The sequence below is a fragment of the Type-F symbiont of Plautia stali genome, assembly GCF_059731105.1.
Window position 1 is genome coordinate 904,963 of the sequence record NZ_AP035909.1, and the last position, 22,433, is coordinate 927,395.

The following is a 22,433-nucleotide window of genomic DNA, read 5'->3' on the forward strand; positions in this document are numbered from 1 at the left end:
CCACCGCTTCAGGCCCGGGGTGGCGCGTCGATTAACTGAGCCAGCAGGGTACGATAACGTTGCAGCTGCGTTTCGTCCCCTTCGACTTCCAGTTTCTCAATCACCCGCGCAATAATCGCTTTATTAGTGGCGGGCTGACCCGCTTCCATCATCTCGCGCATAATCACCGCCAGCAGATCGGACTCGGGCGGCGTCCGCCAGTTCGGGCCATTGAAATAGTCGGTGATAGCGCGGCTGGCGCTGTTCGGTTGCACTCTCATTTCCCACCTCCGCTAAACCCCAGACCTCTCCCTTACACCCGGGTGCAGGGGCGTTTATCGACTCAATACGCGGGTTCGCCTCAGCATAGCCGGACGGTCTGCACCGTTGTTTGCGGAGGGCGTCACACCGATCGGAACGATCGCTATACCGCCGTGGCTGGCGGTTTTTTAAACATAGAAGCGAAGCAAACAGTTGTCAGTAACACAATGACATATTTTTCCATCCTGCTGAGGGGGGATGGAGATCGGCAGGCGACAGATCCGCGACCTGTACGGCGGCGTAAATTGCGCAGAATCAAGATGCTTGCCGTTTTTGCCATGTTCTGGCGGTCACGCGCAGCGGGCCTGGGTTAAACTCAGCCCTCTTTCTCTTCACTTCCTCTGCCCATGCCACGCATCATTGAACCCTGGAAGATAAACCTGATCTCGGTCTGGTTTGGCTGTTTTTTTACCGGACTGGCAATCAGCCAGATTATTCCGTTCCTGCCACTTTACCTTGAGCAGCTGGGCGTCACCGGCGGCACCTCACTGAGCCTCTGGTCGGGACTGACGTTCAGCATCACCTTTGTAATTTCAGCGGCCGTTGCGCCACTGTGGGGCAGCCTGGCCGATCGCAAAGGGCGGAAACTGATGCTGCTGCGCGCCGCTGCTGGCATGGGGATCGTGATCCTGCTGCAGGCTTTCGTCACCGAAGCCTGGCAGTTGCTGCTGCTGCGCGCCCTGATGGGGCTGACCTCCGGCTATATCCCCAACGCCATGGCGCTGGTGGCCGCTCAGGTGCCGCGTGAACGCAGCGGCTGGGCGCTGAGCTGTGTCTCCACCGGCCAGATTGGCGGGGTGATTCTGGGACCGATGCTGGGCGGGCTGCTGGCTGACGGGGTGGGGCTGCGCATGGTCTTCATGGTCACCGCAGCTCTGCTGCTGGTCAGTTTTCTGGTCACACTCTTCCTGATTAAAGAGAGCGGCTACACCCCGGTGAGTAAAAAGGAGAAGCTCAGCGGACGTGAGGTGTTCCGCTCGCTGGATAACCCCAGACTGGTGCTCTGCCTGTTCTTTACCACCCTGGTGATTCAGATGTGTAACGGGTCGGTTAACCCCATCCTGACGCTGTTTGTGCGGGAGCTGGCGCCCCATGCGGAGAACATCGCGTTTCTCAGCGGGGTGATCGCCGCGCTGCCCGGCGTGTCCGCTCTGCTGGCCGCACCCCGGCTGGGGCGACTCGGCGATCGCATTGGTACACAGCGTATTCTGCTGGCGACGATGGCTATCTCGCTGCTGCTGTTTATCGCCATGTCCTTTGTGACCAGCGCAACGCAGCTGGGCGTGCTGCGCTTTCTGCTGGGTTTCGCCGATGGTGCGATGATGCCTGCGGTGCAGACCCTGCTGGTGCGCCATTCACGCGACAACATTACGGGGCGGATCTTCGGCTACAACCAGTCGTTTATGTATCTCGGCAACGTTGCCGGTCCGCTGCTGGGCGGGGCGGTGTCGGCGATGGCAGGTTTCCGCTGGGTCTTTTTTGCCACCGCCGTGGTGGTGCTGATTAATGTGCTGTTTCTGAAGCGCGTTTACCGTCGTCCGAAGACCGTGCTGCCCGCGTCGGCTGGCAAATCGTCAGTTCCGTCTGCCAGCGCTGCTGAGTCAGCAGAAACTCAGGACTGACGCTGGGACTCCAGGAGTCATCGCCGCCCACGCCCATGTGGTACGCATCCAGATGCAGCCAGCAGCCCGCTTCCGGGCGCAGAAGGTGGCGGTGTGACGTCTCCCGCAGCTGCTCCAGGCTGAAGCGACTCAGCGAGAAAGCGAAATCCCCGCTGACCTGCCAGCTGCCGGTATCAAGCTCACGGGTGCCGCCGCGCAGTCCGTTCTCACCCGGGAAAACATAGGGCGTAAAGAGCTGATCCAGCGGTAACTGCCAGCGGGAAAACTGTGCGGCCAGCTGGCGGTCAGGGTAATTTTCGTGCGGACCGAGGCCGAGCCAGTTCACCTGCTGCGGGATCGTCGCCAGCGCGCAGCGTAGCCCGATGCGCGCGGGCGGTGGCAAACCGCGGGACTGCTCAACGGAAAGCTGCAGCGTCAGCTCCCCCTGTGCATTGATCAGAAAACGTATCCGGCTGATAAAGGCGAGCTGACCCCCGGCGTGCCAGCTGTGCAGCGTCTCAATCTGCACCGCCTGGGTCAGCGTTTCGGCCGCAATCGCTATCCGCTGGCTTTGCATCTGGTCATAGCCCGCCGCTTTCCAGCGCTCCGACCAGGCGTTGGGATCGATCCGTTCCGCTTCGCTGGTGCCGATGTCATTATCCAGCGGCGCGCGGATAAAGCACGCCTGAAGCGGCGTCAGCAGCGTCGGCTCGTCATCCACCCACCACTGTTCCAGTTCGCCGCTGTGACGGGAAAATTGCCAGCGCTGCTGCCGGTGGGTGACGACAATCTCACGGCCGTTATCGTGCAGCTGCGGTGCCTCACCGGTTTCCGGCAGGGAAGGCAGTGCCAGCGCGGAGGGGAGCGCCCACTGATCCCAGGCGACACGCCAGCCAGCTTCGCTCCAGCGGGTCGGCTGCACCTGATGCACGGCAACATTCAGCCAGCATTCGCCCTGCAACGGAGGCGGGGAGGGCAGGGTGATCCGCTGCTGGCCCTGCGCGGGGATATCAAGCGGGATATCACCCTGCGCCACGACCTGGCCGGCCTGCTCTATGCGCCAGCGCAACACTTCGTTATCACTGTGGCGGAACAGATAGTCGCTGCTGACCGTAAAGCTCAGCGGATCGTCGGGATCGACCGTGAAGTGCCAGAACTGCTGGGCGCGCTGCGCCTCATAGAGCGCCGGATGAGGTGTACGGTCGGCAAACACCAGCCCGTTCATACAGAACTGACGATCGTTGGGTGTATCGCCAAAGTCGCCGCCATAGGCCTGCCAGGGCTCTCCCTGATCGTCATAGCGGGTCAGGCTCTGATCCACCCAGTCCCAGACGAAGCCGCCCTGCAGGCGCGGAAACTGACGGAAAGCCTGCCAGTATTTCGCAAAGCCGCCAAAGCTGTTGCCCATCGCATGAGCATATTCACAGAGGATCAGCGGGCGCGTTTCGCCCGGCAGTCCAATCCACTTTTTCAGTGACCATTTCGGGACCGCCGGGAAGGGCTGATCCTGATCCACCCTGGCGTACATCGGGCAGATGATATCGGTCGCGGCGGTATCCGCACCGCCGCCTTCATACTGAACCGGACGGGTCGGATCGCTGCTTTTCACCCAGCGGTAAAGCGCGTCGTGCGTTGCGCCATGGCCGGATTCGTTGCCCAGCGACCAGATAATAATGCAGCAGTGGTTACGGTCACGCTGCACCATGCGCGTGACCCGCTCGCTGTAGGCGGCAAACCAGCGCGGATCGTCAGAGAGCCGGTTCATGGGCTGCATGCCGTGGGTCTCAATGTTGGCCTCATCCACCACGTAAAGCCCGTACCGGTCGCACAGACGGTACCAGAGCGGATGATTGGGGTAGTGCGAGCAGCGCACCGCATTAAAATTGTGCTGCTTCATCAGCATGATGTCGCGGCGCATCATCGCCTCATCCACCACCTGACCCCGTTCAGGGTGGTGCTCGTGACGGTTAGTGCCGCGGATCAGCAGCGGTTTGCCGTTCAGGCACAGCAGGCCATTGTCGATAGTGACCTGGCGGAAACCGACATCCCAGGCTTCCACCTCGATTAACTGCTGCTGCTCATCCAGCAGGGCCAGCGTGGCGCGGTAGAGGTGAGGCGTCTCCGCGCTCCACAGGTCAGGCCGCTCCACCGGCAGGCTGAGCAGAGCGCGTTCGGGATAGTGGCCGCGTTCATCGATGATGGCGCTGCCCAGCGGCTGCTGACACTGTGCAATCTGCTGCTCGCCCTGCCACAGCGTCAGACGCAGCTGATAGCGCGAGGTAACGGCTGCAGGCAACGCGACACGCACCTGCGCGCGCAGATCCGCACGGCAAAATTCCGGGCTGAGCCGGGTTTCCAGCTGAACGTCAGCCAGATGAACCCGGGGTTTATGCAACAGGGTGACGTCGCGAAAAATACCGCTCATGCGCCACATGTCCTGATCTTCCAGATAGCTGCCATCGCTCCAGCGCAGCACCATCACGGCCAGCCGGTTTTTACCGGGACGCAGCACCTCGCTCAGGTCAAATTCGGCGGGCAGCCGACTGTCCTGGGAGTAGCCAATCCAGTGACCGTTGCACCAGAGGTGAAAGGCGGAGTTAACGCCGTCAAAAATAATGCGCGTCTGTCCCGTCTCCAGCCAGGCGGCTTCAATGCTGAATGTGAGCGAGTAACATCCGGTCGGATTTGCTGCCGGTACCCGCGGCGGATCGACCGGGATCGGATACTGCACGTTGGTATAAATGGGCGCGTCATAGCCGTGCATCTGCCAGTTGGCCGGCACCGGAAGCGTACCGGCATCCGGCAGATCCTGCAGTAACCAGCTGGCGGGTATCGCTTCAGGCTGCGCAAAGTAACTGAATCCCCACTCACCGTTGAGACTGCGCAGTGAGGCGGACGGGGCGTCATCACGCGCAGCTGCTTCATCGCGCCAGCTGGCAAAGGGTGGGTGGGCATCCAGGCGATGCAGCGAGGTCACTACCGGGTTTTCCCAGTCGCGCCGGGAGAGGATGTCACTGAGAGCAGCCTGAGAGAGAGTCATGTCGGTATCCTGTAAATGTGATGCGCTCACAATGCGCAAAAAATGCCAGGCTGTAAAGCGTTCGCCCTCCCGTTTTGCACAAATAGTTTCGTCTGCAAACCGGTCGGGATGTTGAGAACAGAGCAGCTTACTGACTGTAAAATGTTAAGTCTGGTCAGCAAAGATGAATAGCGGCAGGATGCAGAGAAATCTCACTTGTCAGCCCCGCTGATGGCTTCATACACTCAGCCCGATTTTTTCACCCTGAGGTTGATATGAAACGAATCGTTAAGCTGGCGGCTGTTGTGGCATTAGGTTTTGTCCTGAGCGGATGTCTTTTCCCGCCTCCTGGCGGCGGCGGTGGAGGGGGCTGGGGCGGGCCGGGTGGCGGGCCAGGCCATGGATTTGTTGAGCCGCGCTAAACGTGCAGTACAGTCCCACTCTGGAATGGGATCTTTCCATCACGCTGACCGGAAACATTTCCCGCTTTGTTTATTCGCTGCCAGAATAAGAAAGAACACATCCACATGGGAGATAACACGATGAAAGTCGGTTTTTTGGCAATGATGATGGCGGGCCTGCTGGTCAGCGGGCTGGCAAATGCGGCGGAGAAGACCCCGCAGCAGGAGAGAATGACGATCTGTAACCAGCATGCCAAATCACAGGATCTCAAGGGAGATGCGCGCAAATCCTTTATGAGTGAATGCCTGAAAAAAGAGAGCAAGCTGTCACAGATGTCTCCGCAGCAGATGAAAATGAAAAGCTGCAATGGCGAAGCTGGCGATAAAAAGCTGGCGGGTGATGCACGTAAAACCTTTATGAGCCAGTGCCTGAAAAAAAGCTGATGTTTCTCCCGGCCACGCAGGTGGCCGTTTCCCTTCCGGCCTGCGTTTAAATTCCCTGCTGTAACAGCCCGTTACGCTTCTGACAAACATTCCGCGTCAGGCTTTTAATTTCCTTTGCCACACTTACTGTTTGTGGGGATTTGCGCTGCGCAGGATCTGACGGCGCGGCGCCCAACCGGAACAGTCAAAGGAGCCACGTTGTGAACTATCAATTTACCGTCGATCTGAAAGACCTGCCGCAGCGTCAGCCGGTTAAAAAAACGCTGGGTGAGGTGGAAGTGTTACTGATCCGCGAGGGGGAGAGCGTTCGTGCTTACCAGGCGAAATGCCCGCATGCTGGCGCGCCGCTGGAGCAGGGCGCGATCTGTGGCGACCGGCTGGTCTGCCCGTGGCACAAAGCCGCATTTAATCTGGCCGACGGCAAAATGTGTGAACCGCTGGCGCTGGCCGATCTCAAACAGTATCCGCTGCGGATTGAAGAGGGGCGTGTGCTGGTCAATCCTGAGGCGATGTCGCCCGCCGCGCCTATTGGCAGCGGTGCAGACGCACCGGTTTTCGTGGTGCTGGGTGGCGGCGCGGCGGGAAGTGCTGCGCTGTGGCGGTTACGGCATGAGGGCTATAAAGGGCGTCTGGTGCTGGTGGAGCGGGAAGCGGACGCACCCTACGACCGCACTGCACTGACCAAATTTGTGCCATCAGGCAAGATGGATATCAGCGAGGTACCGCAGCTGCTGAAAGCGGATGTGATGGATCACGTCGAGCGCATTCAGGCCAGTGTGAGCCGCCTTGACGCTCAGCAGCAACGGCTGATCTTTGAGGATGGTGAAAGCCTCGCCTTCGACAAACTCCTGATCGCCAGCGGCGCGGCACCTGTACGTCCCGATATACCCGGCAGCGATCTGGAGGGGGTGCATCTGCTGCGCAGCAAAGCCCAGACCGACCAGCTGCTTCAGGCGGTAGATGCCAGCCATAAAATTGTGATTATCGGCAACAGCTTTATCGGCACCGAACTGGCGTCGGCGCTGCGTAACCGTGACATTGACGTGACGGTGATTGCCCGCCAGACGCTGCCCTTTGCGAAACAGTTTGGCGATCAGATTGGCCGCTATTTCTATCAGCTGCATCAGAAAAATGGCGTGAAATGGGAGCAGGGCGAAATTGAATCCCTGCAGGGCGATCAGCAGGTGAGCAGTGTGCAGCTTAAAGGGGGGCGGCAGTTGCCCGCTACCGTCGTCCTGTTTGCCACCGGCGTGAAACCGGCCACCGACTTTATCCACGATCTGCCGCTGGCAGAAGATGGCAGCCTGCAGGCCGATGCAGAGCTGAAGGTCGCTGAGAACATCTGGGTCGCGGGTGACATCGCGACGTATCCGTCGGCGCAGGGGCCGCTGCGCATCGAGCACTATCGTGTTGCGCATCAGCAGGGACAGACCGTCGCCAGAAATATGCTGGACCAGCACGTCGCCTTTGAACGTGTGCCCTTTTTCTGGACGACCCAGTATGGCACCCGTTATGAGTATCTGGGCCACGCCAGAGAGTGGGATAATTTCCAGCTGCTCGGCTCGCTGGAGGAGAAAAAGTTTATCGCGTGTTATGGACAGCAGGGTGAACTGGCGGCGATCTGCTCGTGCGGGATGTATACGCTGACCGCTGAGCTGGTGGAGCGGATGCAGCAACCCATGACCTTTGCCGACGCCGTGGCGTACTGCAAGGCAGCGATGGAGTAGGCCGAACGCAGGGCGGACCGACGGGCCGCCCTGCTCATCGTGGCTTGCTAGCTGCGGCTCAGTTTCTCTGACTTCGCCATGCACTGCTGCATCGCTTCAATCACCGCCGAACGCATCCCTTTCTCTTCCAGCACCTTCACCGCTTCAATGGTGGTGCCGCCCGGAGAGCAGACCATATCTTTGAGCTCCGCCGGATGTTTGCCGGTAGTCAGCACCATCTGCGCCGCCCCTTTCACCGTCTGCGCGGCAAACTGATAGGCCTGCGCGCGCGGCATGCCGCCAGAGACGGCCGCATCCGCCATCGCCTCGATAAACATGAACACGTAGGCCGGGGCGGACCCGCTGACGCCCACGACCGAGTGAATCAGATACTCATCCACTACCGCCGCCTTGCCGAAGCTCTCAAAAATCGCGACCACTTCGTCGGTTTCTGCGGACTCCACCAGCGCATTAGGCGTGACCGAGGTCATGCCTTCACTCACCAGCGAGGGGGTATTAGGCATCGCCCGGACAATTTTGCGGTCATAACCCAGCACCGAAGAGAGTGAATCAAGCGTCACACCCGCCGCAATCGACACCACCAGCGCCTCTTTCTTCAGGCTGCCTGCCAGCTCTTTTAACACTTTCAGGATGACATTGGGTTTGACCGCGCCAAACAGAATGTCCACCTCGCGCGCCAGCGCGTCAGCACTCTCTGCGGCGTTGATGCCATACTGCTCTGCCAGCGCCTGGTTGGTGTCTGCTTTGCGGTCATAAACGAAAATATCAGACGGGGCGATTTTGCCACTGTTGACCAGTCCGCCGATAATGGCTTTCGCCATATTTCCCCCGCCGATAAACCCGATTTTCTTAGCCAGCATCGCCATCTCCTTAGGACATTATGCGTTTTCTTCCGGCTAGCTTACTTCAGTCAGCCCGAATAACAAGTCAGCCACGTGCAGCCTGGAAAGCGTGCCGCAAATTAAATTTGCCATTTAAAGGGAACCCGGCAAGATCGCAGACTTCTCTGACTGTAAGGAGTGATGATGTCTATCTGGGTCGATGCCGATGCCTGTCCGAATGTGATCAAAGAGGTGCTGTACCGCGCGGCCGATCGCACCGCCACCACGGTCACCTTTGTGGCAAACCAGTTTCTGCGTGTGCCGCCTTCGCCCTATCTGCGCACCCTGCAGGTGCCTGCCGGGTTTGATGTCGCGGACAATGAAATTGTTAAACGTGTTGAGCCAGGGGACCTGGTGATTACCGCCGATATTCCGCTGGCGGCCGAGGTGATTGAGAAGGGGGCGGCGGCGCTGAATCCGCGTGGCGAGCGTTACTCACCGGCGACGATACGGGAACGGCTGACGATGCGCGACTTTATGGATACCCTGCGGTCAAGCGGTGTGCAGACCGGCGGCCCCGCGGCAATGAGTCCGCGTGACCGCCAGCAGTTTGCAAATGAACTGGATAGCTGGCTCAGACAGCAGAAACGCTGACGTTAAACGAAGCTGTCGTCGTCGTAGTCGTCGCCGCCAAAATCGTTAAGGTCGCCGTTGTCGGCAAAATTGTTATCCCAGCCGCTGTTCTGATCCAGGAAGGCGTTGTCATTACCCTCGTTGAAGGTGTTGAGGTTGTCATCGCCGCCGTTAAAGGTGTTGAGATTATCGTTCACCTCCGGCAGCGGTGGCTCATTGATGATGTTCACAATCTCTTCCGGCTGTGAGTGGTGGAACATGCTGGTCAGCATATCGGCCATCACCACACCACCGGCGACACCCACCGCTGTCTGCAGTGCGCCGCCGAGGAAGCCGGTGCCGCGTGACGCAGGGGCTGGCGCATATTGCGGCTGAGCCGGTTGCTGAGGCGCACTGTTCCAGGGTGACGGTTGCTGCTGTTGCTGAGCAGGCTGCTGCTGACGTGAACCGCCGCCAAACAGTCCTGACAGGAATCCGCCACTGCTCTGCGCGGGCTGCTGTTGCTGCTGCTGTGCCAGCTGACTTTCCAGCGCCGATACCCGCTCATTGAGTTTTTTCAGCGCCGCTTCCTGAATCAGGATCGCCTGCGCCATGTAGTAAGGTGCGCCAGGCTGCGCCTGCAGGTGCTGGTTAATCAGTTGTTCGGCAGCGGCATCACGTGCCGCGGTCTGGCTTTCGGCCTGTTTCAGGCGGGTGAACAGCCCTTCGATCAGTTGTTGTTCTTCGCGTTGCATGATGACTCTCCTGTGGCGATGGTGATCAGTATATGTGGGCGGCTGAGAGAAAAGTAAATCTGTGGCGGTAAGCAAATATTGCCAGACCCGTTTTGCCCCGCTTTTTCGCCATTTCTGCCGGGCAGCGGAGACCCTGATGCACAAATCATGCATGCATTTCCCCTTGAAAAGATAAGACTTATCGCCATTCAGGGCAGTAAAGTGCGTAAAACCTGCCTGACAGGTGGAGGCCATAATAATTTCCAGTTATGATGCGTCGCATTAATCAGCTAACCATGCAGCCGCATCGCGCGGTCAGGCGGAGGAACGGCCCTGATGTCACTACCCATCTTTTTGATTGGCGCTCGCGGTTGCGGCAAAACCACAGTCGGCGTGGCGTTGTCGCAGGCGCTGGGCTACGCCTTCACCGACACCGATCACCATCTGCAACTCAGCACGCAGCGCAGCGTGGCCGAGATTGTGGCGGCAGAAGGGTGGGAGGGGTTCCGCGCCCGTGAAACGGAATCACTGCGGGCCGTGACGGCGCCGCGCACCGTGATAGCCACCGGCGGTGGCATGATTCTGGCCGAGGAGAACTGCCGCTTTATGCGGGAGCAGGGACAGGTGATCTGGCTCAGCGCCTCTCCGGAGGTGCTGGCAGAGCGGCTGCAAAGCGAACCAGAGGCGGCCCAGCGTCCGACCTTAACCGGCCGTCCGATTGCCGATGAGATGAGCGATGTCCTGCGCGAACGCGCGCATCTCTATCAGGCCGCCGCCCATCATCAGGTGAATGCCATGCAGTCCCCCGAGCGTGTGGTCGAGGAGATCCTGCTCTCCCTCTCCCTGGCGCGCGCCAGCTAACCCTCAGATTTTTCCCGCTTTGATCCCGCTTCAGTGGGTGTTGTCTATACTTACCTCATGACAGGCAGCGGCCTGTCCTGTGGAATGTTATTGAGATAAGAGGGACACAGTATGCCGACCAGACCACCGTATCCACGTGAAGCGAAAGTTGTGCCTGTAGAAAAGGGTCCTGAGGGTAAAAAAGTCACGTCCTATGAGTTACGTGCCGACCACCCTAAACCAAATTCCTTAATCAGCGAGCACGAAACGGAAGAAGAAGCGCATGATGCCAAAGCGCGCTACGAAGACGTCGAAAAAGAGTAATTCGTTGCTGCTGGCAGGGACGCCAGCCTGTTTCATCCTGTGATAGCCGGCAACATCCTCTTCTGTTGCCCCTGCGCGATAAAGTTTCCCCTTTCCCCGACCGCATCCGGTCAATTAACACGCAAAATTTACGCAGATTTACTGCGACAGGCTTTCTGTCCGGGCGTCTGTTCTGCGCACTCCCGGCGTCGCCCTATAAAGCCCCGCTAATCAATTTTATCGCCGTATTTTCTCTGCTGCCGATCCTGTCGGCGACAAAATTGTCGCTTGACCGATTCAGCGTCACGTTTTATTTTCGTCGCAACTGCAGAGGAACTTTGTTCCATATAGTGGAACCCGTGACATGACCACACTCGAAAATGCCGCCGCCGTACTCCGGTTATTTCAGCACAAGGGCGTGACGCAGGGGCATGTCGGTCTCTCCTTCAGTGAGGTGGTTGAGGCGCTGGGCCTGCCCAAAAGCACGGTATCGCGTCTGCTCGCCACGATGGAAAGTCAGGGGCTGCTGGAGCGCGATGCCGACACGCGCGGTTATCATATTGGCCGCGTATTGTTAGCCGCCGCCGGGCACTATCTGTCTGCACCGCTGGTGGACAGCGTCTCAGCCGCGATGGTCAGGCTGGCCGCAAAAACGGGCTGCATGGGCTACGTGTCAAAGCTGGATGGCCGGGAAATATTAGTGATGCGCATGTTTCATGGCCGTCACTTTACCCAGATGGTCACCCCACCCGGCAGCCGGATGCCGGCTGACGCCACCTCAACCGGCAGGGTACTGCTGGCGCAGTTAAGCGATGACGAGGTGCTGGCGCGCTTTCGTGACTACTGGCAGGCTGGCCCGGCAAACTCGCCGCAAAGCCCGGAGGCGCTTCTTGCCAGTCTGGCGGAAATCCGGCAGCAGGGCTGGTCACTGGCCCGGAATGAGTCTCTGCCTGGCATCAGTTCACTGTCAGTCATCGTGCACAACAAACATCATGGCGAAACGGTCGCGCTCTGCCTGTCGTTTCTGTCGCAGGAGTCGGAACCGGGATACCCGCCAGCGCTCCTTGACGCATTACGCGCAACGGCCACAGAGATGGCCGAAAAGTTTGGCGCGTAACGTCACCACGATTTTATCGGCGTAATACTTTCGCCACACCAGGGAAAACCAGGGCCTTCGGGCCTTTTTCTTTCAATCTGATCGCCATGCTTTACGCAGCAGACTGGCTGCCTGTGTGCGTCCCTCTCGCGTGTTTGTGCACGGGTGACGTTCCTGGCAGGAGGGCAGCGCCTGCGCGCATCAGAACCGTAAAAAAGACAAGCGGCGTCAACCCGTCAGCAGACGGGCAGACATTCTTCTATTTCTTCTGGACAAGGACTGGCGGGGACATATGGAACGGGTAAATCCGATCAGGCACGCTGGCGTGGCACTGGTTTTAATTTTGCTTTCTATCGCGGGTGCCATTATTGGTATCCAGCTGATCACCACCCTTGGCGTAACGCCTAACACGTCGATTATTGGTGCGCTGTTTGCCATGCTGCTGGCGCGTATTCCGCTGCAGGCTTTCCGCCGCTATCGTTCGATTGAAATCCAGAATCTGGCGCAGACTGCTATCTCGTCAGCCACCTTCGGGGCAGCCAACAGCCTGCTGATGCCGATTGCGGTGCCCTGGGCGCTGGGAGAGCCGCAGCTGGTGCTGCCACTCTTCTGTGGCGTCAGTGCCGCAATGCTGCTTGATGCCTGGCTGCTCTATCGTCTGTTTGATACCCGCGTCTTTCCGGCCAGCAATGCCTGGCCTCCGGGCGTGGCGGCGGCTGAAGCGATCAAAGCAGGGGATAAAGGGGGGCGCCAGGCCTGGCTGCTGGTGGCGGGTATTGTCGGTGGCGTTGTCGGCGCGATGCTGAAGATCCCGATGTCCGCCTTTGGCACCGCGTTTATCGGCAATATCTGGGCGCTGTCGATGCTCGGCATCGGTTTTCTGCTGCGGGCCTACGCGCAGCCGGTGGCCGGTATTGATATCAATGCACTCTACATTCCGCATGGCGTGATGGTCGGTGCCGGCCTGGTGGCGCTGATTCAGGTCATGATGGTGATCCGCAGTCGCAAAAATGATGCGCAGGGGGTAAGCCGCAACGGCAATGAGGTGCAGCGGGCGCTGGGCTTCGGCAGCGTGGGCTACATCGTGATTTCGGCGCTGCTGGCGCTGGCGGGCGGCCTGTGGAGTGAGATGGGCATCGCGATGCTGCTGCTGTTTGTCCTCTACGCCGCCTTTGCGGCCTTTGCCCATGAACTGATTGTCGGGATTGCCGCGATGCACTCCGGCTGGTTCCCGGCCTTTGCCGTGGCGCTGATTACGCTGATTATCGGCATTCTGCTCGGCTTTCCGCCGCTGGCACTCTGTCTGCTGTGCGGCTTTACCGCCGCCACCGGGCCGGCGTTCGCCGATATGGGCTATGACCTGAAGGCGGGCTTTATCCTGCGCGGCAACGGTGCCGACCTGCAACAGGAGCTGTGGGGACGGCGCATTCAGCTGATCGCCGCCATGATCGCCTTTGTGGTGTCGATTCCGCTGGTCTGGTACGCCCACACTCTGTTCTTTACCGATAACCTGCTGCCGCCGGTCGCGCGGGTCTATGCCAAAACCATTCAGGCGGGCGCGGAGCCGGGTATCGCCGGAAACCTGCTGTTGTGGGCGATTCCTGGCGCGATGATTCAGCTGATCGGCGGACCGAAACGGCAGCTGGGCGTGCTGCTGGCCACCGGTCTGTTAATCAACAACGCGATGGCGGGCTGGGCTGTGATGGTCGGGATTGCCCTGCGCATCGTCATTATTCGTGTCTGGGGCGAGCGGGGCCGGTCGCCGATGGAAGTCATGGCGGCAGGGTTTATTGCCGGTGATGCCCTCTACAGCTTCTTCCATTCGCTGTTTGCCAGCAGCAGCAAGAAATAAAAGGATTGACGATGAGTTTGCAGCAGACCCTGACGGTTTTTGAATTACTGGACAGCGCCCATATCGACGGGCAGCAGGTGGTGGATCTGTTTGCGCCCTGGCCGGAGATCACGGCCCGTTTCAACCGGGTGACCGGTCCCAAAGGCCGGACCGACTTTGTGCGCATCGATATCCCGGGCGTGCAGGGCAAAGCCGCGGGAGGCCGTGCGCCAACGCTGGGCATTATTGGCCGGCTTGGCGGCATCGGTGCCCGCCCTGGCCGGATCGGGATGGTCTCCGATGCCGATGGCGCCGTCGCGGCGATCGCCTGTGCGCTGAAGCTGGCGCAGATGCAGGGTAAAGGCGACAGGCTGACGGGGGATGTGATCATCACCACCCATATCTGTCCCGATGCGCCCACGCGGCCGCATCTGCCGGTCGATTTCATGGATTCACCGATTGATGATGTCACGATGAATGACAATGAGGTGGTGGCGGGGGTGGATGCGATTCTGTCGATCGACACCACCAAAGGCAATCGCATCATCAACCACAAAGGTTTTGCCCTGTCGCCGACGGTAAAAGAGGGCTACATCCTGCGGGTGTCGGAGGATCTGCTGCGCATCATGGAGATGACCAGCGGTCGTCCGGCGGTGACCTTCCCGATCACGACTCAGGATATTACGCCGTACGGTAACGGGATTTATCATCTCAACAGTATTCTGCAGCCTTCCACCGCCACCGATGTCCCGGTTGTGGGCGTGGCGATCACGGCAGAGTCGGTGGTGCCGGGCTGCGGAACCGGGGCCAGTCATGAAGTGGACATCGCGGCCGCAGCGAAGTTTGCCATTGAGGTCGCCAAGGAGTTTGGTCGTGAAACCTGTCACTTCTACGACGCCGACGAATATGCGCGGCTGATCGCGCTCTATGGCAGCCTGGCGCATCTGCGTCACCGGAACCACTAAGATGACGGCCTCCCTGGTGACGCTGACCATCGGTCAGTCGCCGCGCAGCGACATACTGCCGCTGCTGCGTCAGCATCTGCCGGATGCGCAGACCGATCACGCCGGACTGCTGGATGGGCTGAGCCGCACCGAGATCCAGGCGCAGTTTGCGCCGGAGGCAGGCGATGCGGTGCTGGTGTCACGGCTGCAAAACGGCGAACAGGTGCGGCTGGCGGCGTCGAAGGTCGAGCAGGGATTGCAGCGCAAAATCAGTGCGCTGGAACGGGCGGGCTATCAGACCATCCTGCTGCTCTGCACCGGTGAATTCAGCCAGCTTCGCACCCGACAGGCGCTTCTGCTGGAGCCGGACCGTATTATCCCGCCGCTGATCGGCGCCATGGTGCAGCAGCAGCAGATCGGGATCGTGGTGCCGGTTACGGAGCAGATTGTCGAGCAGGCGGGTAAGTGGCAGCATCTGCCCGTTCCCCCCTGTTATGCGGTTGCCAGCCCCTATGAGGGCGATCAGGCGACCTTCATCAGTGCAGCGCACACGCTGCAAGCGCAGGGGGCGGCGCTGGTGGTGATGGACTGTATGGGGTATCACCAGCAGCATCGGGCTGCGTTACAGCAGCAGCTGGGCGTGCCGGTTCTCCTCTCTAATGAGCTGGTGGCCCGGCTGGCGGCCGCGCTGCTTCCCTGACGAAGGCGATCACAAACGCCTGTGATTTCGCGTGACAGATCAGCGGGTTCCCTTCTACACTGCCAGACACACAACATGTGCTCTGGAGACTATTATGCTCAACGTAAGTGAGTATTTTGACGGAAAAGTTAAATCTATCGGTTTTGACAGTGCGAGCACCGGCCGTGCCAGCGTGGGCGTGATGGCTGAAGGTGAATACACATTCGGTACCGGTCAGCCGGAAGAGATGACCGTGGTCAGCGGCTCGCTGAAGGTGTTACTGCCGGGTGAGACGGAGTGGAAATGGTTTGAAGCGGGTTCGGTGTTTAACGTGCCGGGTCACAGCGAATTTCATCTGCAGGTGGGCGAGCCGAGCTCCTATCTCTGCCGTTACCTGAAAGATTAAAAAAGGGCCGCTTAGCGGCCCTTTTTTCATGGTCAGATAAGCCCTGTCAGCATGGGGCTGCCTGCCGATGATTAACGCTGGGCTTCGCCGCCGAGCGCTTCCACCAGGTTGCTGGTCAGCGCGGCCAGTTCGCTGGTCATCAGAATAAAGTCAGCATCAAAACGCTGGGCAAAATCTTCGCGGTCAATATCGTCGTTCTGGTCGCGCAGCGTGTCGCTGAACTTCAGACGTTTCACTGAACCATCATCGGCCAGCACAAACTGAATACGCTCCTGCCAGTCTAGCGCCAGTTTGGTCACCAGCTTGCCCGCTTCAATGTGGTTCGCGATCTCATCGCACACCAGATCCTGCTTTTTACAACGGATGACGCCGCCATCTTCCAGCAGCGCTTTCAGCTCCGCTTCATCCATCAGTGCAAAACCGGCCGGCAGATCGCCTGAGCGCACCCATTCGGTCAGCGTCAGCTCAATCGGGCTTTCCAGCGTCAGGGGCACCACCGGCAGAGAACCCAGACTTTTACGCAGCAGCGCCAGCGTATCTTCCGCTTTCTTAGCGCTGGCACAGTCCACCATAATCAGATTGTTAACCGTGTCGATCCAGAGGTAAGTCTGGCTGAAACGGCTGAAGGCGCGCGGCAGCAGGCTGTGCAGCACTTCATCCTTCAGCGAATCTTTTTCAGTCTTCTTCAGCTTGCGGCTCTGCTCAGATTCCAGCTTGTCGATTTTGGCTTCCAGCGCCTGTTTCACCACTGGTGCGGGCAGAATTTTCTCTTCTTTACGGGCGCAAATCACGATCTGGCCGTTGTTCTCGTGGGTCAGCGCATCACTGCGGTTGCCCATCGGCGAGACCCAGCCGGTTTTGCTTAAATCCTGACTGCCACACGGCGAAAACGTGAAGGCGTCGAGCTGTTTTTCCATCTCATCTGCGGACAGCGGAATGTCACGATTCAGACGATAAACCATCATATTTTTAAACCACAACATCGGGATTCCTTACCGTGGCGCGATCGGGCGCACAAGTCTGCTAGAGTCAGCGCGCATGATAGCGAAACATCGGAGTGGTTTCATTGCCTTTCCGGCTGGCGGCTTCTACTGTATCTCTCATCTGAACGAATAATGAGGAATAAACCGTGCGCATAGGTATCGATCTGGGTGGCACCAAGACAGAAGTGATTGCATTGTCGGATGAAGGGCAGGCGCTGTTCCGCCACCGGGTAAATACCCCTCGTGATGACTATCAGGCGACGGTACAGGCGATTGTCGATCTGGTGATGCTGGCCGAAGAGAAAACCGGCCAGAGCGGCACGGTCGGGATCGGTATTCCTGGCTCACTGTCGCCTTACAGCAGGCGGGTGAAGAATGCTAACTCCACCTGGCTCAACGGCCAGCCGCTGGATAAAGATCTGGCACAGGCGCTGAACCGCGAAGTGCGTATCGCCAACGACGCCAACTGTCTGGCGGTGTCGGAAGCGATCGACGGCGCCGGGGCCGGACAGGCGCTGGTGTTTGCGGTGATCATCGGCACCGGCTCGGGAGCGGGCGTGGCGATCAACGGTGAATCACGCATTGGCGGCAACGGCAATGCCGGTGAGTGGGGGCACAATCCACTGCCCTGGATGGATGAGGATGAGCTGCGCTACCGCCAGGAAGTGCCCTGCTACTGTGGCCAGCAGGGCTGCATTGAGACGTTTGTCTCTGGCACCGGCTTTGGTATCGACTATCAGCGGCTGAGCGGCGTGCATCGCAAAGGGGCGGAGATCGTCTCGCTGCTGGCGCAGCAGGATCCGATCGCCGAACTGGCGATGAGCCGTTATGAGCTGCGGCTGGCAAAATCGCTGGCGCAGGTGGTGAATCTGATCGATCCCGATGTGATCGTGCTGGGCGGCGGGATGAGCAACGTGGATCGCCTCTATCAGACCGTGCCGCTGCTGATGAAGAAGTGGGTGTTTGGCGGCGAGTGTGAAACGCCGGTGCTGAAAGCGCAGCATGGCGACTCCAGCGGCGTGCGCGGTGCGGCGTGGCTCTGGCCGCTGCAGAGCTGATGCGGCATGCCGGTGAGAGCTGGCTCTGTCATGCGCTTGCCGGACCGTGGCGGCTCAGCCCCTGAAGTACCAGGCGCTGAGCCGTTGATCCGTCAGCGTTGTTATGCCGGTTTACTCGCCCACCAGCATACTGTCCTGCGGGGCGCGTCCGCGCTGCGCTTTGGTCGCGAGGAAATAGAGATAGCCCACCACCATAATGGCGACAAACAGCGCGCCAATCACCGGGTTGAACCACAGCATGGCCAGCAGGCAGATGACCGACAGCAGCAGGGCGATGCCCGGCACAATCGGATAGCCCGGCGCACGGAAACTGCGTGCCATCTCCGGCGCGCTACGGCGCAGCCGGAAGAGGCTGAGCATGCTCATGATGTACATCACGATGGCACCAAACACCGCCATGGTGATCATCGCCGCCGTCAGTGTCATCCCCTGCAGATTGATCACGCCATCGCTGTAGATGGCCGCAATGCCCAGCACGCCGCCGGTAAGGATGGCGCGATGCGGGGTCTGAAAACGCGACAGTTTTGCCAGGGCAGGAGGCAGATAACCCGCGCGGGCCAGCGCAAAGAACTGCCGTGAGTAGCCGAGAATAATGCCGTGAAAGCTGGCAATCAGGCCAAACAGGCCGATCCAGACCAGCATGTGCATCCAGTTTGAATGCTCCCCGACGATCATTTTCATCGCCTGCGGCAGCGGATCGTTAATGTCAGCCAGTTTGCGCCAGTCGCCCGCACCGCCCGCCATCAGCATCACGCCAATCGCCAGCACCACCAGCGTCAGAATGCCGCTGATGTAGGCGCGGGGAATGGTCCGGGTGGGATCTTTTGCCTCTTCTGCCGCCATTGCCGCGCCTTCAATCGCGAGGAAAAACCAGATGGCAAAAGGGATCGCGGCGAAAATGCCGGAGAAGGCGGGCAGTCCGAAGCTGTCGCTCCCGGCCCAGCCGTGTGCGGCGAAGTTCGCCAGACTGAAACCGGGAGAGACCACGCCCATAAACACCAGCAGTTCGATCACCGCCAGCACCGTCACCACCAGTTCGAACATCGCGGCCAGTTTTACGCCGAGGATATTCAGCGTCATAAACAGCAGGTAGGCGCCGACGGCGGCGGTTTTCGGGTTGAGGTCGGGATACTGCACGTTGAGATAGGCCCCAATCGCCATGGCAATCGCCGGTGGCGCAAAGACAAACTCAATCAGCGTCGCCAGACCGGCAATCAGCCCGCCGGTTTCGCCAAAGGCGCGGCGACTGTAGGCAAACGGCCCGCCCGCATGGGGGATCGCAGTGGTCAGTTCGGTGAAGCTGAAGATAAAACAGGTGTAGAGCGTGGCGATCAGCGCGGTGGTGACCAGGAATCCCAGCGTGCCCGCCACCGCCCAGCCATAACTCCAGCCAAAATATTCGCCTGAGATCACCAGGCCAACCGCAATCCCCCACAGATGCAGGGTGCCCAGCGTGGGCTTGAGTCTGTTTGTCATAACTGCCATCCCCGTCGTTGTTGGTCTTATGCGGCGTTACACCGCCATTACGCTACAGTAGAAGGATGATGCCGCTGCCTTGCGCGCCACGACTTGACGCCAGCGCAGTGACTTCTGTTCTCCAGAGTCAACTCACACGCAACAACCGGGCCAGTTGCACGCTGCGGTCAACTTTGTCTCCTCTGAAGTCAAGCAGCACACACGCTGGCCACGCATGCTGAAATGACGCAAGTGACCAGGAGCCGGACTGATGAGCGCGAAACAATATGACAACCTGACTGATTCCCAACTCACCCTGATGGCGCAGCAGGCGCTGGCCTGTTATCCCGATCCGCTGCAGGGTCAGCTCAGCCTGCTGTGCCGATCGGAGAACGCCACGTTTCTGCTCAGGGCGGCCGGGCAGCGTTATGCGCTGCGGCTGCATCGTGGCGATTACCATCAGAAAGCAGATATCGTCAGTGAACTGCAGTGGCTCGATGCGCTGCGTGAAACCGGCATCATGGTGCCGGAAGCGGTACCGGATAAAGAGGGTGAACAGGTGCTGACGCTGCGGCTGCCGGATGGCAGCGAGCGTTATGTGGTGCTGTTTCACTGGATCGAGGGCGAGATGCCGACCACCGACGTCGATCCCCGCGCCTTTCAGCAGCTGGGGCAGATCACCGCCCGGCTGCACCAGCAGAGTAAGCAGTGGCAAAAGCCAGCGGGCTTTCAGCGCATTATCTGGGACCACCACACCATGACCAGCGCGGAGAGTCACTGGGGACGCTGGCAGGATGCGCCAAACCTCAACCCTGCCGATCACGGCGTGGTCGAACAGGCGATTGCGCAGGTGGGCGCGGCGATGGCGCAGTTCGGGAAGGGATCGGATCGTTACGGCCTGATCCACGCCGATCTTCGCCTGACCAACCTGCTGCTGCACAAAGGGGAAACGCGGGTGATCGACTTTGATGACTGCGGGCTGGGCTGGTATCTGCACGATCTGGCGGCGGCGATCAGTTTTGTTGAGCACCATCCGCGCGCCCCGGAGTGGATCGATCACTGGATCCGCGGTTATGAGCAGGTGGCGCACATCAGCGATGCGGAGATGGCTATGCTGCCTGCGCTGCTGGTTCAGCGTCGTATTCAGCTCACCGCGTGGGTCGGTTCGCATGCCGAAACGGAAATGGCGCGCAGTCTGGGACCCGAGTGGGCGAGCCATTCAGTGCGTCTCTGCCGCCGTTATCTGGAGGGGGAGCGACTGCCGGTGGGGGTCTGATGCACCAGCGACGGGCGTCGCTGCGCCGCCACAGTGCCCGATAGCCGGGTGGCGCAGCGGAAGAGGCGGCCGGGAGGCGGGATGCGGTTGCGCCCGTGCCGCCTGCGGCTGGCTTCGGGAAACTGGTATGGAAATTGCTGTCAGTAACAGGGGTGATCCACCTTTCTACTCACAGAGGCGACCATGAATCCGACACTGATCAAGCCCGATGCGTTTGCTGCCTGCTCGGCAGCCGCAGAAGCTGGCAATCACGGCGTACTGGCTGCGGCAGCGACTGGCCTGAGCGACTTTATTCATACTCAGGGTGGCGACGCGGACCGCATCTTCGGTATCAGCGGCATCGATCCGGAGCGCCTTGCCAGCCCGACGCTGAGCCTCGGGCTGGTTAACTACTGTCGGGTACTGGAAGAGGCGGCCCGACACTCCGGTTCTGATAACTTCGGTTTGCACTACGGCAGGCAGTTTAAACCGCAGTCATTAGGCCTGATTGGCTACATCGGTCTCTGTTCCACCACGCTGGAACAGGCGCTGCACAATGTGGTCAACGCGTTTCCCTGGCATCAGCACGACACGCTGACACGCCTGGTGGATAAGGGGGAATGCTGGCGGCTCGACTATCAGGTGCGCCACGGGGCGATTCTGTCGCGCCGTCAGGATGCGGAGCTGACGCTGGGCATGTTTATGAATCTGATCCGCCACGTGGCGGGCAAACACTGGGCGCCGCGCGAAGTGCACTTTGAACATCCGCGCCCCGGCCAGTGGCACGATCACTGCAAAGTCTTTGATGCGCCGGTCTGGTTCGATCAGCCCTTCAATTCACTGGTGATCCCGAAGCGCGATCTGCTGCGCGCCATGCCGGAGAGCGATCCGATCCTGCTGACGGTGATGCAGGATGCGATCCGGCGGCTTAATCGTGGCACGTCGCAGCAGAGCATGGTTGAGCAGGCGCGTTCGCAGGTCAATCTGTCGCTGATGCAGGGGGAGCCGGTGCTGGAAGAGGTGGCGGATAAGCTGGGGCTGTCGAGCTGGTCACTGCAGCGGCGGCTGCGCGAAGAGGGCAGCAGCTTTACCGCGCTGGTGGATCAGGTGCGCTGCGAAATGGCGACACACTACCTGCAACAGAAGCAGCTGCCGATTTCAGAAATGGCGCTGCTGCTGGGCTACTCGGAAGTCAGTGCTTTTTCGCGCGCGTTCCGTCGCTGGTTCGGTATCAGTCCGCGTCAGTGGCGTCAGGAGGGGCTGGCCAGCTAACCGCGCGGCGCAAAGCCGAACCACGCCGGTTGTCCAGGCTCCGGCGGTGGCGGAAGGCCGCGGGTCTGCGCCACCAGCTGCCATGCGCGCAGGCAGAGCGCTTCATCACCCTGGGTCTGGGTCACCGCATAACGTCCACTCCGTTGCCACTCCATCCGTACCAGACATTGCTGGCCCGCATAACGGGCTGCATCCCGGAAGTCCCGGTTCAGCACTGGCTGCATTTGATGCGTCCAGTGACAGGATTTGCTGTCAGGATCTTTCTCCGGCTGACAGAGGTTTGCCACGCTATCCCGTTGCTTTATTACAGGTTGCTGGCAGGCGCTGAGCGAGATGGCAACAATCACACCCGGCAATATCCGCCTTATTACATTAATCAAATTCATTTAACTGGCCCATCTCCCCTTAAAGATCTTCCTGTCTGCTGCCGACAGTCTACAGACCGGCCTGCTGAATGCTATGGCATTCCTCCGACTGTCAGCAGAACCAGAATTTACCGCCCCGGTGCGGACGATCTCTCTTTCACGTTTTGGATGAGAAAGGCAGAAAACAGGCCTTTGCGGCACTCTCCCGGTTGACGGCGGGCAGTGCCTTCCATGCCAGCAAACCCGCCTTGATTCTGGTGCTGCCTGCGGATAACGGCTCGCCGGAT

The 22,433-nt window shown here is 59.8% G+C and carries 22 protein-coding genes and 1 pseudogene; 16 read left to right on the forward strand and 7 right to left on the reverse strand.

The features are described from left to right. Positions 1-8: 8 nt before the first annotated feature. Positions 9-260 (reverse strand): biofilm development regulator YmgB/AriR family protein, encoded by a 252-nt coding sequence (locus AC6I7A_RS04110; protein ID WP_009091829.1) that lies wholly within the window; start codon positions 258-260, stop codon positions 9-11. Positions 261-647: 387 nt separating this feature from the next. On the opposite strand from AC6I7A_RS04110, the gene AC6I7A_RS04115 reads away from it, so the two are divergent. Next, positions 648-1,922, forward strand: coding sequence for a multidrug efflux MFS transporter (locus tag AC6I7A_RS04115; protein WP_072215455.1), 1,275 nt, complete (start codon positions 648-650; stop codon positions 1,920-1,922). On the opposite strand, the gene AC6I7A_RS04120 is transcribed toward AC6I7A_RS04115, so the two are convergent. Continuing rightward, the gene (locus tag AC6I7A_RS04120; RefSeq protein ID WP_058956382.1) at positions 1,804-4,941 is read right to left on the reverse strand and encodes a beta-galactosidase; all 3,138 of its coding nucleotides are present in this window, start codon (positions 4,939-4,941) and stop codon (positions 1,804-1,806) included. The genes AC6I7A_RS04115 and AC6I7A_RS04120 overlap by 119 nt on opposite strands. Before the next feature lie 254 nt (positions 4,942-5,195). Here AC6I7A_RS04120 and AC6I7A_RS04125 point away from each other — a divergent pair, with 254 nt between their 5' ends. From AC6I7A_RS04125 to AC6I7A_RS04135, 3 genes are all read left to right on the forward strand, one after another. Then, a complete protein-coding gene (locus AC6I7A_RS04125; protein ID WP_195910792.1) occupies positions 5,196-5,342 on the forward strand; it encodes a hypothetical protein in 147 nt (48 codons plus the stop codon). 120 nt (positions 5,343-5,462) lie between these two features. Next, positions 5,463-5,765 carry a PsiF family protein gene (locus AC6I7A_RS04130; RefSeq protein ID WP_058956416.1) on the forward strand — a complete coding sequence of 101 codons (303 nt, stop codon included), beginning with the start codon at positions 5,463-5,465 and terminating at the stop codon, positions 5,763-5,765. A 200-nt stretch (positions 5,766-5,965) separates the two neighbouring features. Continuing rightward, positions 5,966-7,492 (forward strand): FAD-dependent oxidoreductase, encoded by a 1,527-nt coding sequence (locus AC6I7A_RS04135; RefSeq protein ID WP_058956381.1) that lies wholly within the window; start codon positions 5,966-5,968, stop codon positions 7,490-7,492. Positions 7,493-7,539: 47 nt separating this feature from the next. On the opposite strand, the gene proC is transcribed toward AC6I7A_RS04135, so the two are convergent. Then, the gene (proC, locus tag AC6I7A_RS04140) at positions 7,540-8,352 is read right to left on the reverse strand and encodes a pyrroline-5-carboxylate reductase (RefSeq protein ID WP_046101330.1); all 813 of its coding nucleotides are present in this window, start codon (positions 8,350-8,352) and stop codon (positions 7,540-7,542) included. Positions 8,353-8,517: 165 nt separating this feature from the next. Here proC and AC6I7A_RS04145 point away from each other — a divergent pair, with 165 nt between their 5' ends. Continuing rightward, positions 8,518-8,967 (forward strand): YaiI/YqxD family protein, encoded by a 450-nt coding sequence (locus AC6I7A_RS04145; protein WP_009091816.1) that lies wholly within the window; start codon positions 8,518-8,520, stop codon positions 8,965-8,967. A gap of 2 nt (positions 8,968-8,969) precedes the next feature. On the opposite strand, the gene AC6I7A_RS04150 is transcribed toward AC6I7A_RS04145, so the two are convergent. Continuing rightward, positions 8,970-9,680, reverse strand: coding sequence for a DUF2076 domain-containing protein (locus tag AC6I7A_RS04150; RefSeq protein WP_009091814.1), 711 nt, complete (start codon positions 9,678-9,680; stop codon positions 8,970-8,972). Positions 9,681-9,995: 315 nt separating this feature from the next. On the opposite strand from AC6I7A_RS04150, the gene aroL reads away from it, so the two are divergent. The 7 genes from aroL to ppnP all read left to right on the forward strand — a co-directional run bounded on the left by aroL (position 9,996) and on the right by ppnP (position 15,758). Continuing rightward, the gene (aroL, locus tag AC6I7A_RS04155; RefSeq protein WP_046101332.1) at positions 9,996-10,520 is read left to right on the forward strand and encodes a shikimate kinase AroL; all 525 of its coding nucleotides are present in this window, start codon (positions 9,996-9,998) and stop codon (positions 10,518-10,520) included. Positions 10,521-10,631: 111 nt separating this feature from the next. Beyond that, positions 10,632-10,823: a YaiA family protein gene (locus tag AC6I7A_RS04160; protein WP_009091809.1), complete on the forward strand. Its 192-nt coding sequence runs from the start codon at positions 10,632-10,634 to the stop codon at positions 10,821-10,823. Positions 10,824-11,166: 343 nt separating this feature from the next. Continuing rightward, positions 11,167-11,919 carry an IclR family transcriptional regulator gene (locus tag AC6I7A_RS04165; RefSeq protein ID WP_058956380.1) on the forward strand — a complete coding sequence of 251 codons (753 nt, stop codon included), beginning with the start codon at positions 11,167-11,169 and terminating at the stop codon, positions 11,917-11,919. Positions 11,920-12,190: 271 nt separating this feature from the next. After that, positions 12,191-13,750 carry an OPT/YSL family transporter gene (locus AC6I7A_RS04170; RefSeq protein WP_058956379.1) on the forward strand — a complete coding sequence of 520 codons (1,560 nt, stop codon included), beginning with the start codon at positions 12,191-12,193 and terminating at the stop codon, positions 13,748-13,750. An 11-nt stretch (positions 13,751-13,761) separates the two neighbouring features. Further along, on the forward strand, positions 13,762-14,694 hold the full coding sequence (locus tag AC6I7A_RS04175) for a DUF1177 domain-containing protein (RefSeq protein WP_009091804.1): 933 nt from the start codon (positions 13,762-13,764) through the stop codon (positions 14,692-14,694). Position 14,695: 1 nt separating this feature from the next. Then, positions 14,696-15,373: an AroM family protein gene (locus AC6I7A_RS04180; protein ID WP_498004449.1), complete on the forward strand. Its 678-nt coding sequence runs from the start codon at positions 14,696-14,698 to the stop codon at positions 15,371-15,373. Between the two features lie 94 nt (positions 15,374-15,467). Beyond that, positions 15,468-15,758: a pyrimidine/purine nucleoside phosphorylase gene (gene ppnP, locus AC6I7A_RS04185; RefSeq protein ID WP_009091800.1), complete on the forward strand. Its 291-nt coding sequence runs from the start codon at positions 15,468-15,470 to the stop codon at positions 15,756-15,758. Between the two features lie 71 nt (positions 15,759-15,829). Here ppnP and rdgC read toward each other — a convergent pair whose 3' ends face one another. Then, positions 15,830-16,741 carry a recombination-associated protein RdgC gene (gene rdgC / locus AC6I7A_RS04190; RefSeq protein WP_009091797.1) on the reverse strand — a complete coding sequence of 304 codons (912 nt, stop codon included), beginning with the start codon at positions 16,739-16,741 and terminating at the stop codon, positions 15,830-15,832. Positions 16,742-16,887: 146 nt separating this feature from the next. Here rdgC and mak point away from each other — a divergent pair, with 146 nt between their 5' ends. After that, positions 16,888-17,799, forward strand: a complete 912-nt coding sequence (mak, locus tag AC6I7A_RS04195) for a fructokinase (RefSeq protein ID WP_058956378.1) — start codon at positions 16,888-16,890, stop codon at positions 17,797-17,799. A gap of 111 nt (positions 17,800-17,910) precedes the next feature. On the opposite strand, the gene eat is transcribed toward mak, so the two are convergent. Next, on the reverse strand, positions 17,911-19,275 hold the full coding sequence (eat, locus tag AC6I7A_RS04200) for an ethanolamine permease (protein ID WP_058956377.1): 1,365 nt from the start codon (positions 19,273-19,275) through the stop codon (positions 17,911-17,913). 250 nt (positions 19,276-19,525) lie between these two features. Here eat and AC6I7A_RS04205 point away from each other — a divergent pair, with 250 nt between their 5' ends. Both AC6I7A_RS04205 and qhpR read left to right on the forward strand, forming a co-directional pair. Further along, the gene (locus AC6I7A_RS04205) at positions 19,526-20,530 is read left to right on the forward strand and encodes a phosphotransferase enzyme family protein (RefSeq protein WP_009091791.1); all 1,005 of its coding nucleotides are present in this window, start codon (positions 19,526-19,528) and stop codon (positions 20,528-20,530) included. Between the two features lie 183 nt (positions 20,531-20,713). Beyond that, a complete protein-coding gene (gene qhpR, locus AC6I7A_RS04210) occupies positions 20,714-21,781 on the forward strand; it encodes an AraC-like transcriptional regulator QhpR (protein WP_009091789.1) in 1,068 nt (355 codons plus the stop codon). On the opposite strand, the gene AC6I7A_RS04215 is transcribed toward qhpR, so the two are convergent. Further along, entirely contained in the window at positions 21,778-22,167 is a 390-nt protein-coding gene (locus tag AC6I7A_RS04215) for a cell envelope integrity TolA C-terminal domain-containing protein (protein WP_046101341.1), read from the reverse strand. The two genes, qhpR and AC6I7A_RS04215, sit on opposite strands and share 4 nt — an antisense overlap. A 68-nt stretch (positions 22,168-22,235) precedes the next feature. Here AC6I7A_RS04215 and AC6I7A_RS04220 point away from each other — a divergent pair. Continuing rightward, positions 22,236-22,427, forward strand: a pseudogene (locus AC6I7A_RS04220) (hypothetical protein); the annotation flags it as partial. Between the last annotated feature and the right edge of the window lie 6 nt (positions 22,428-22,433).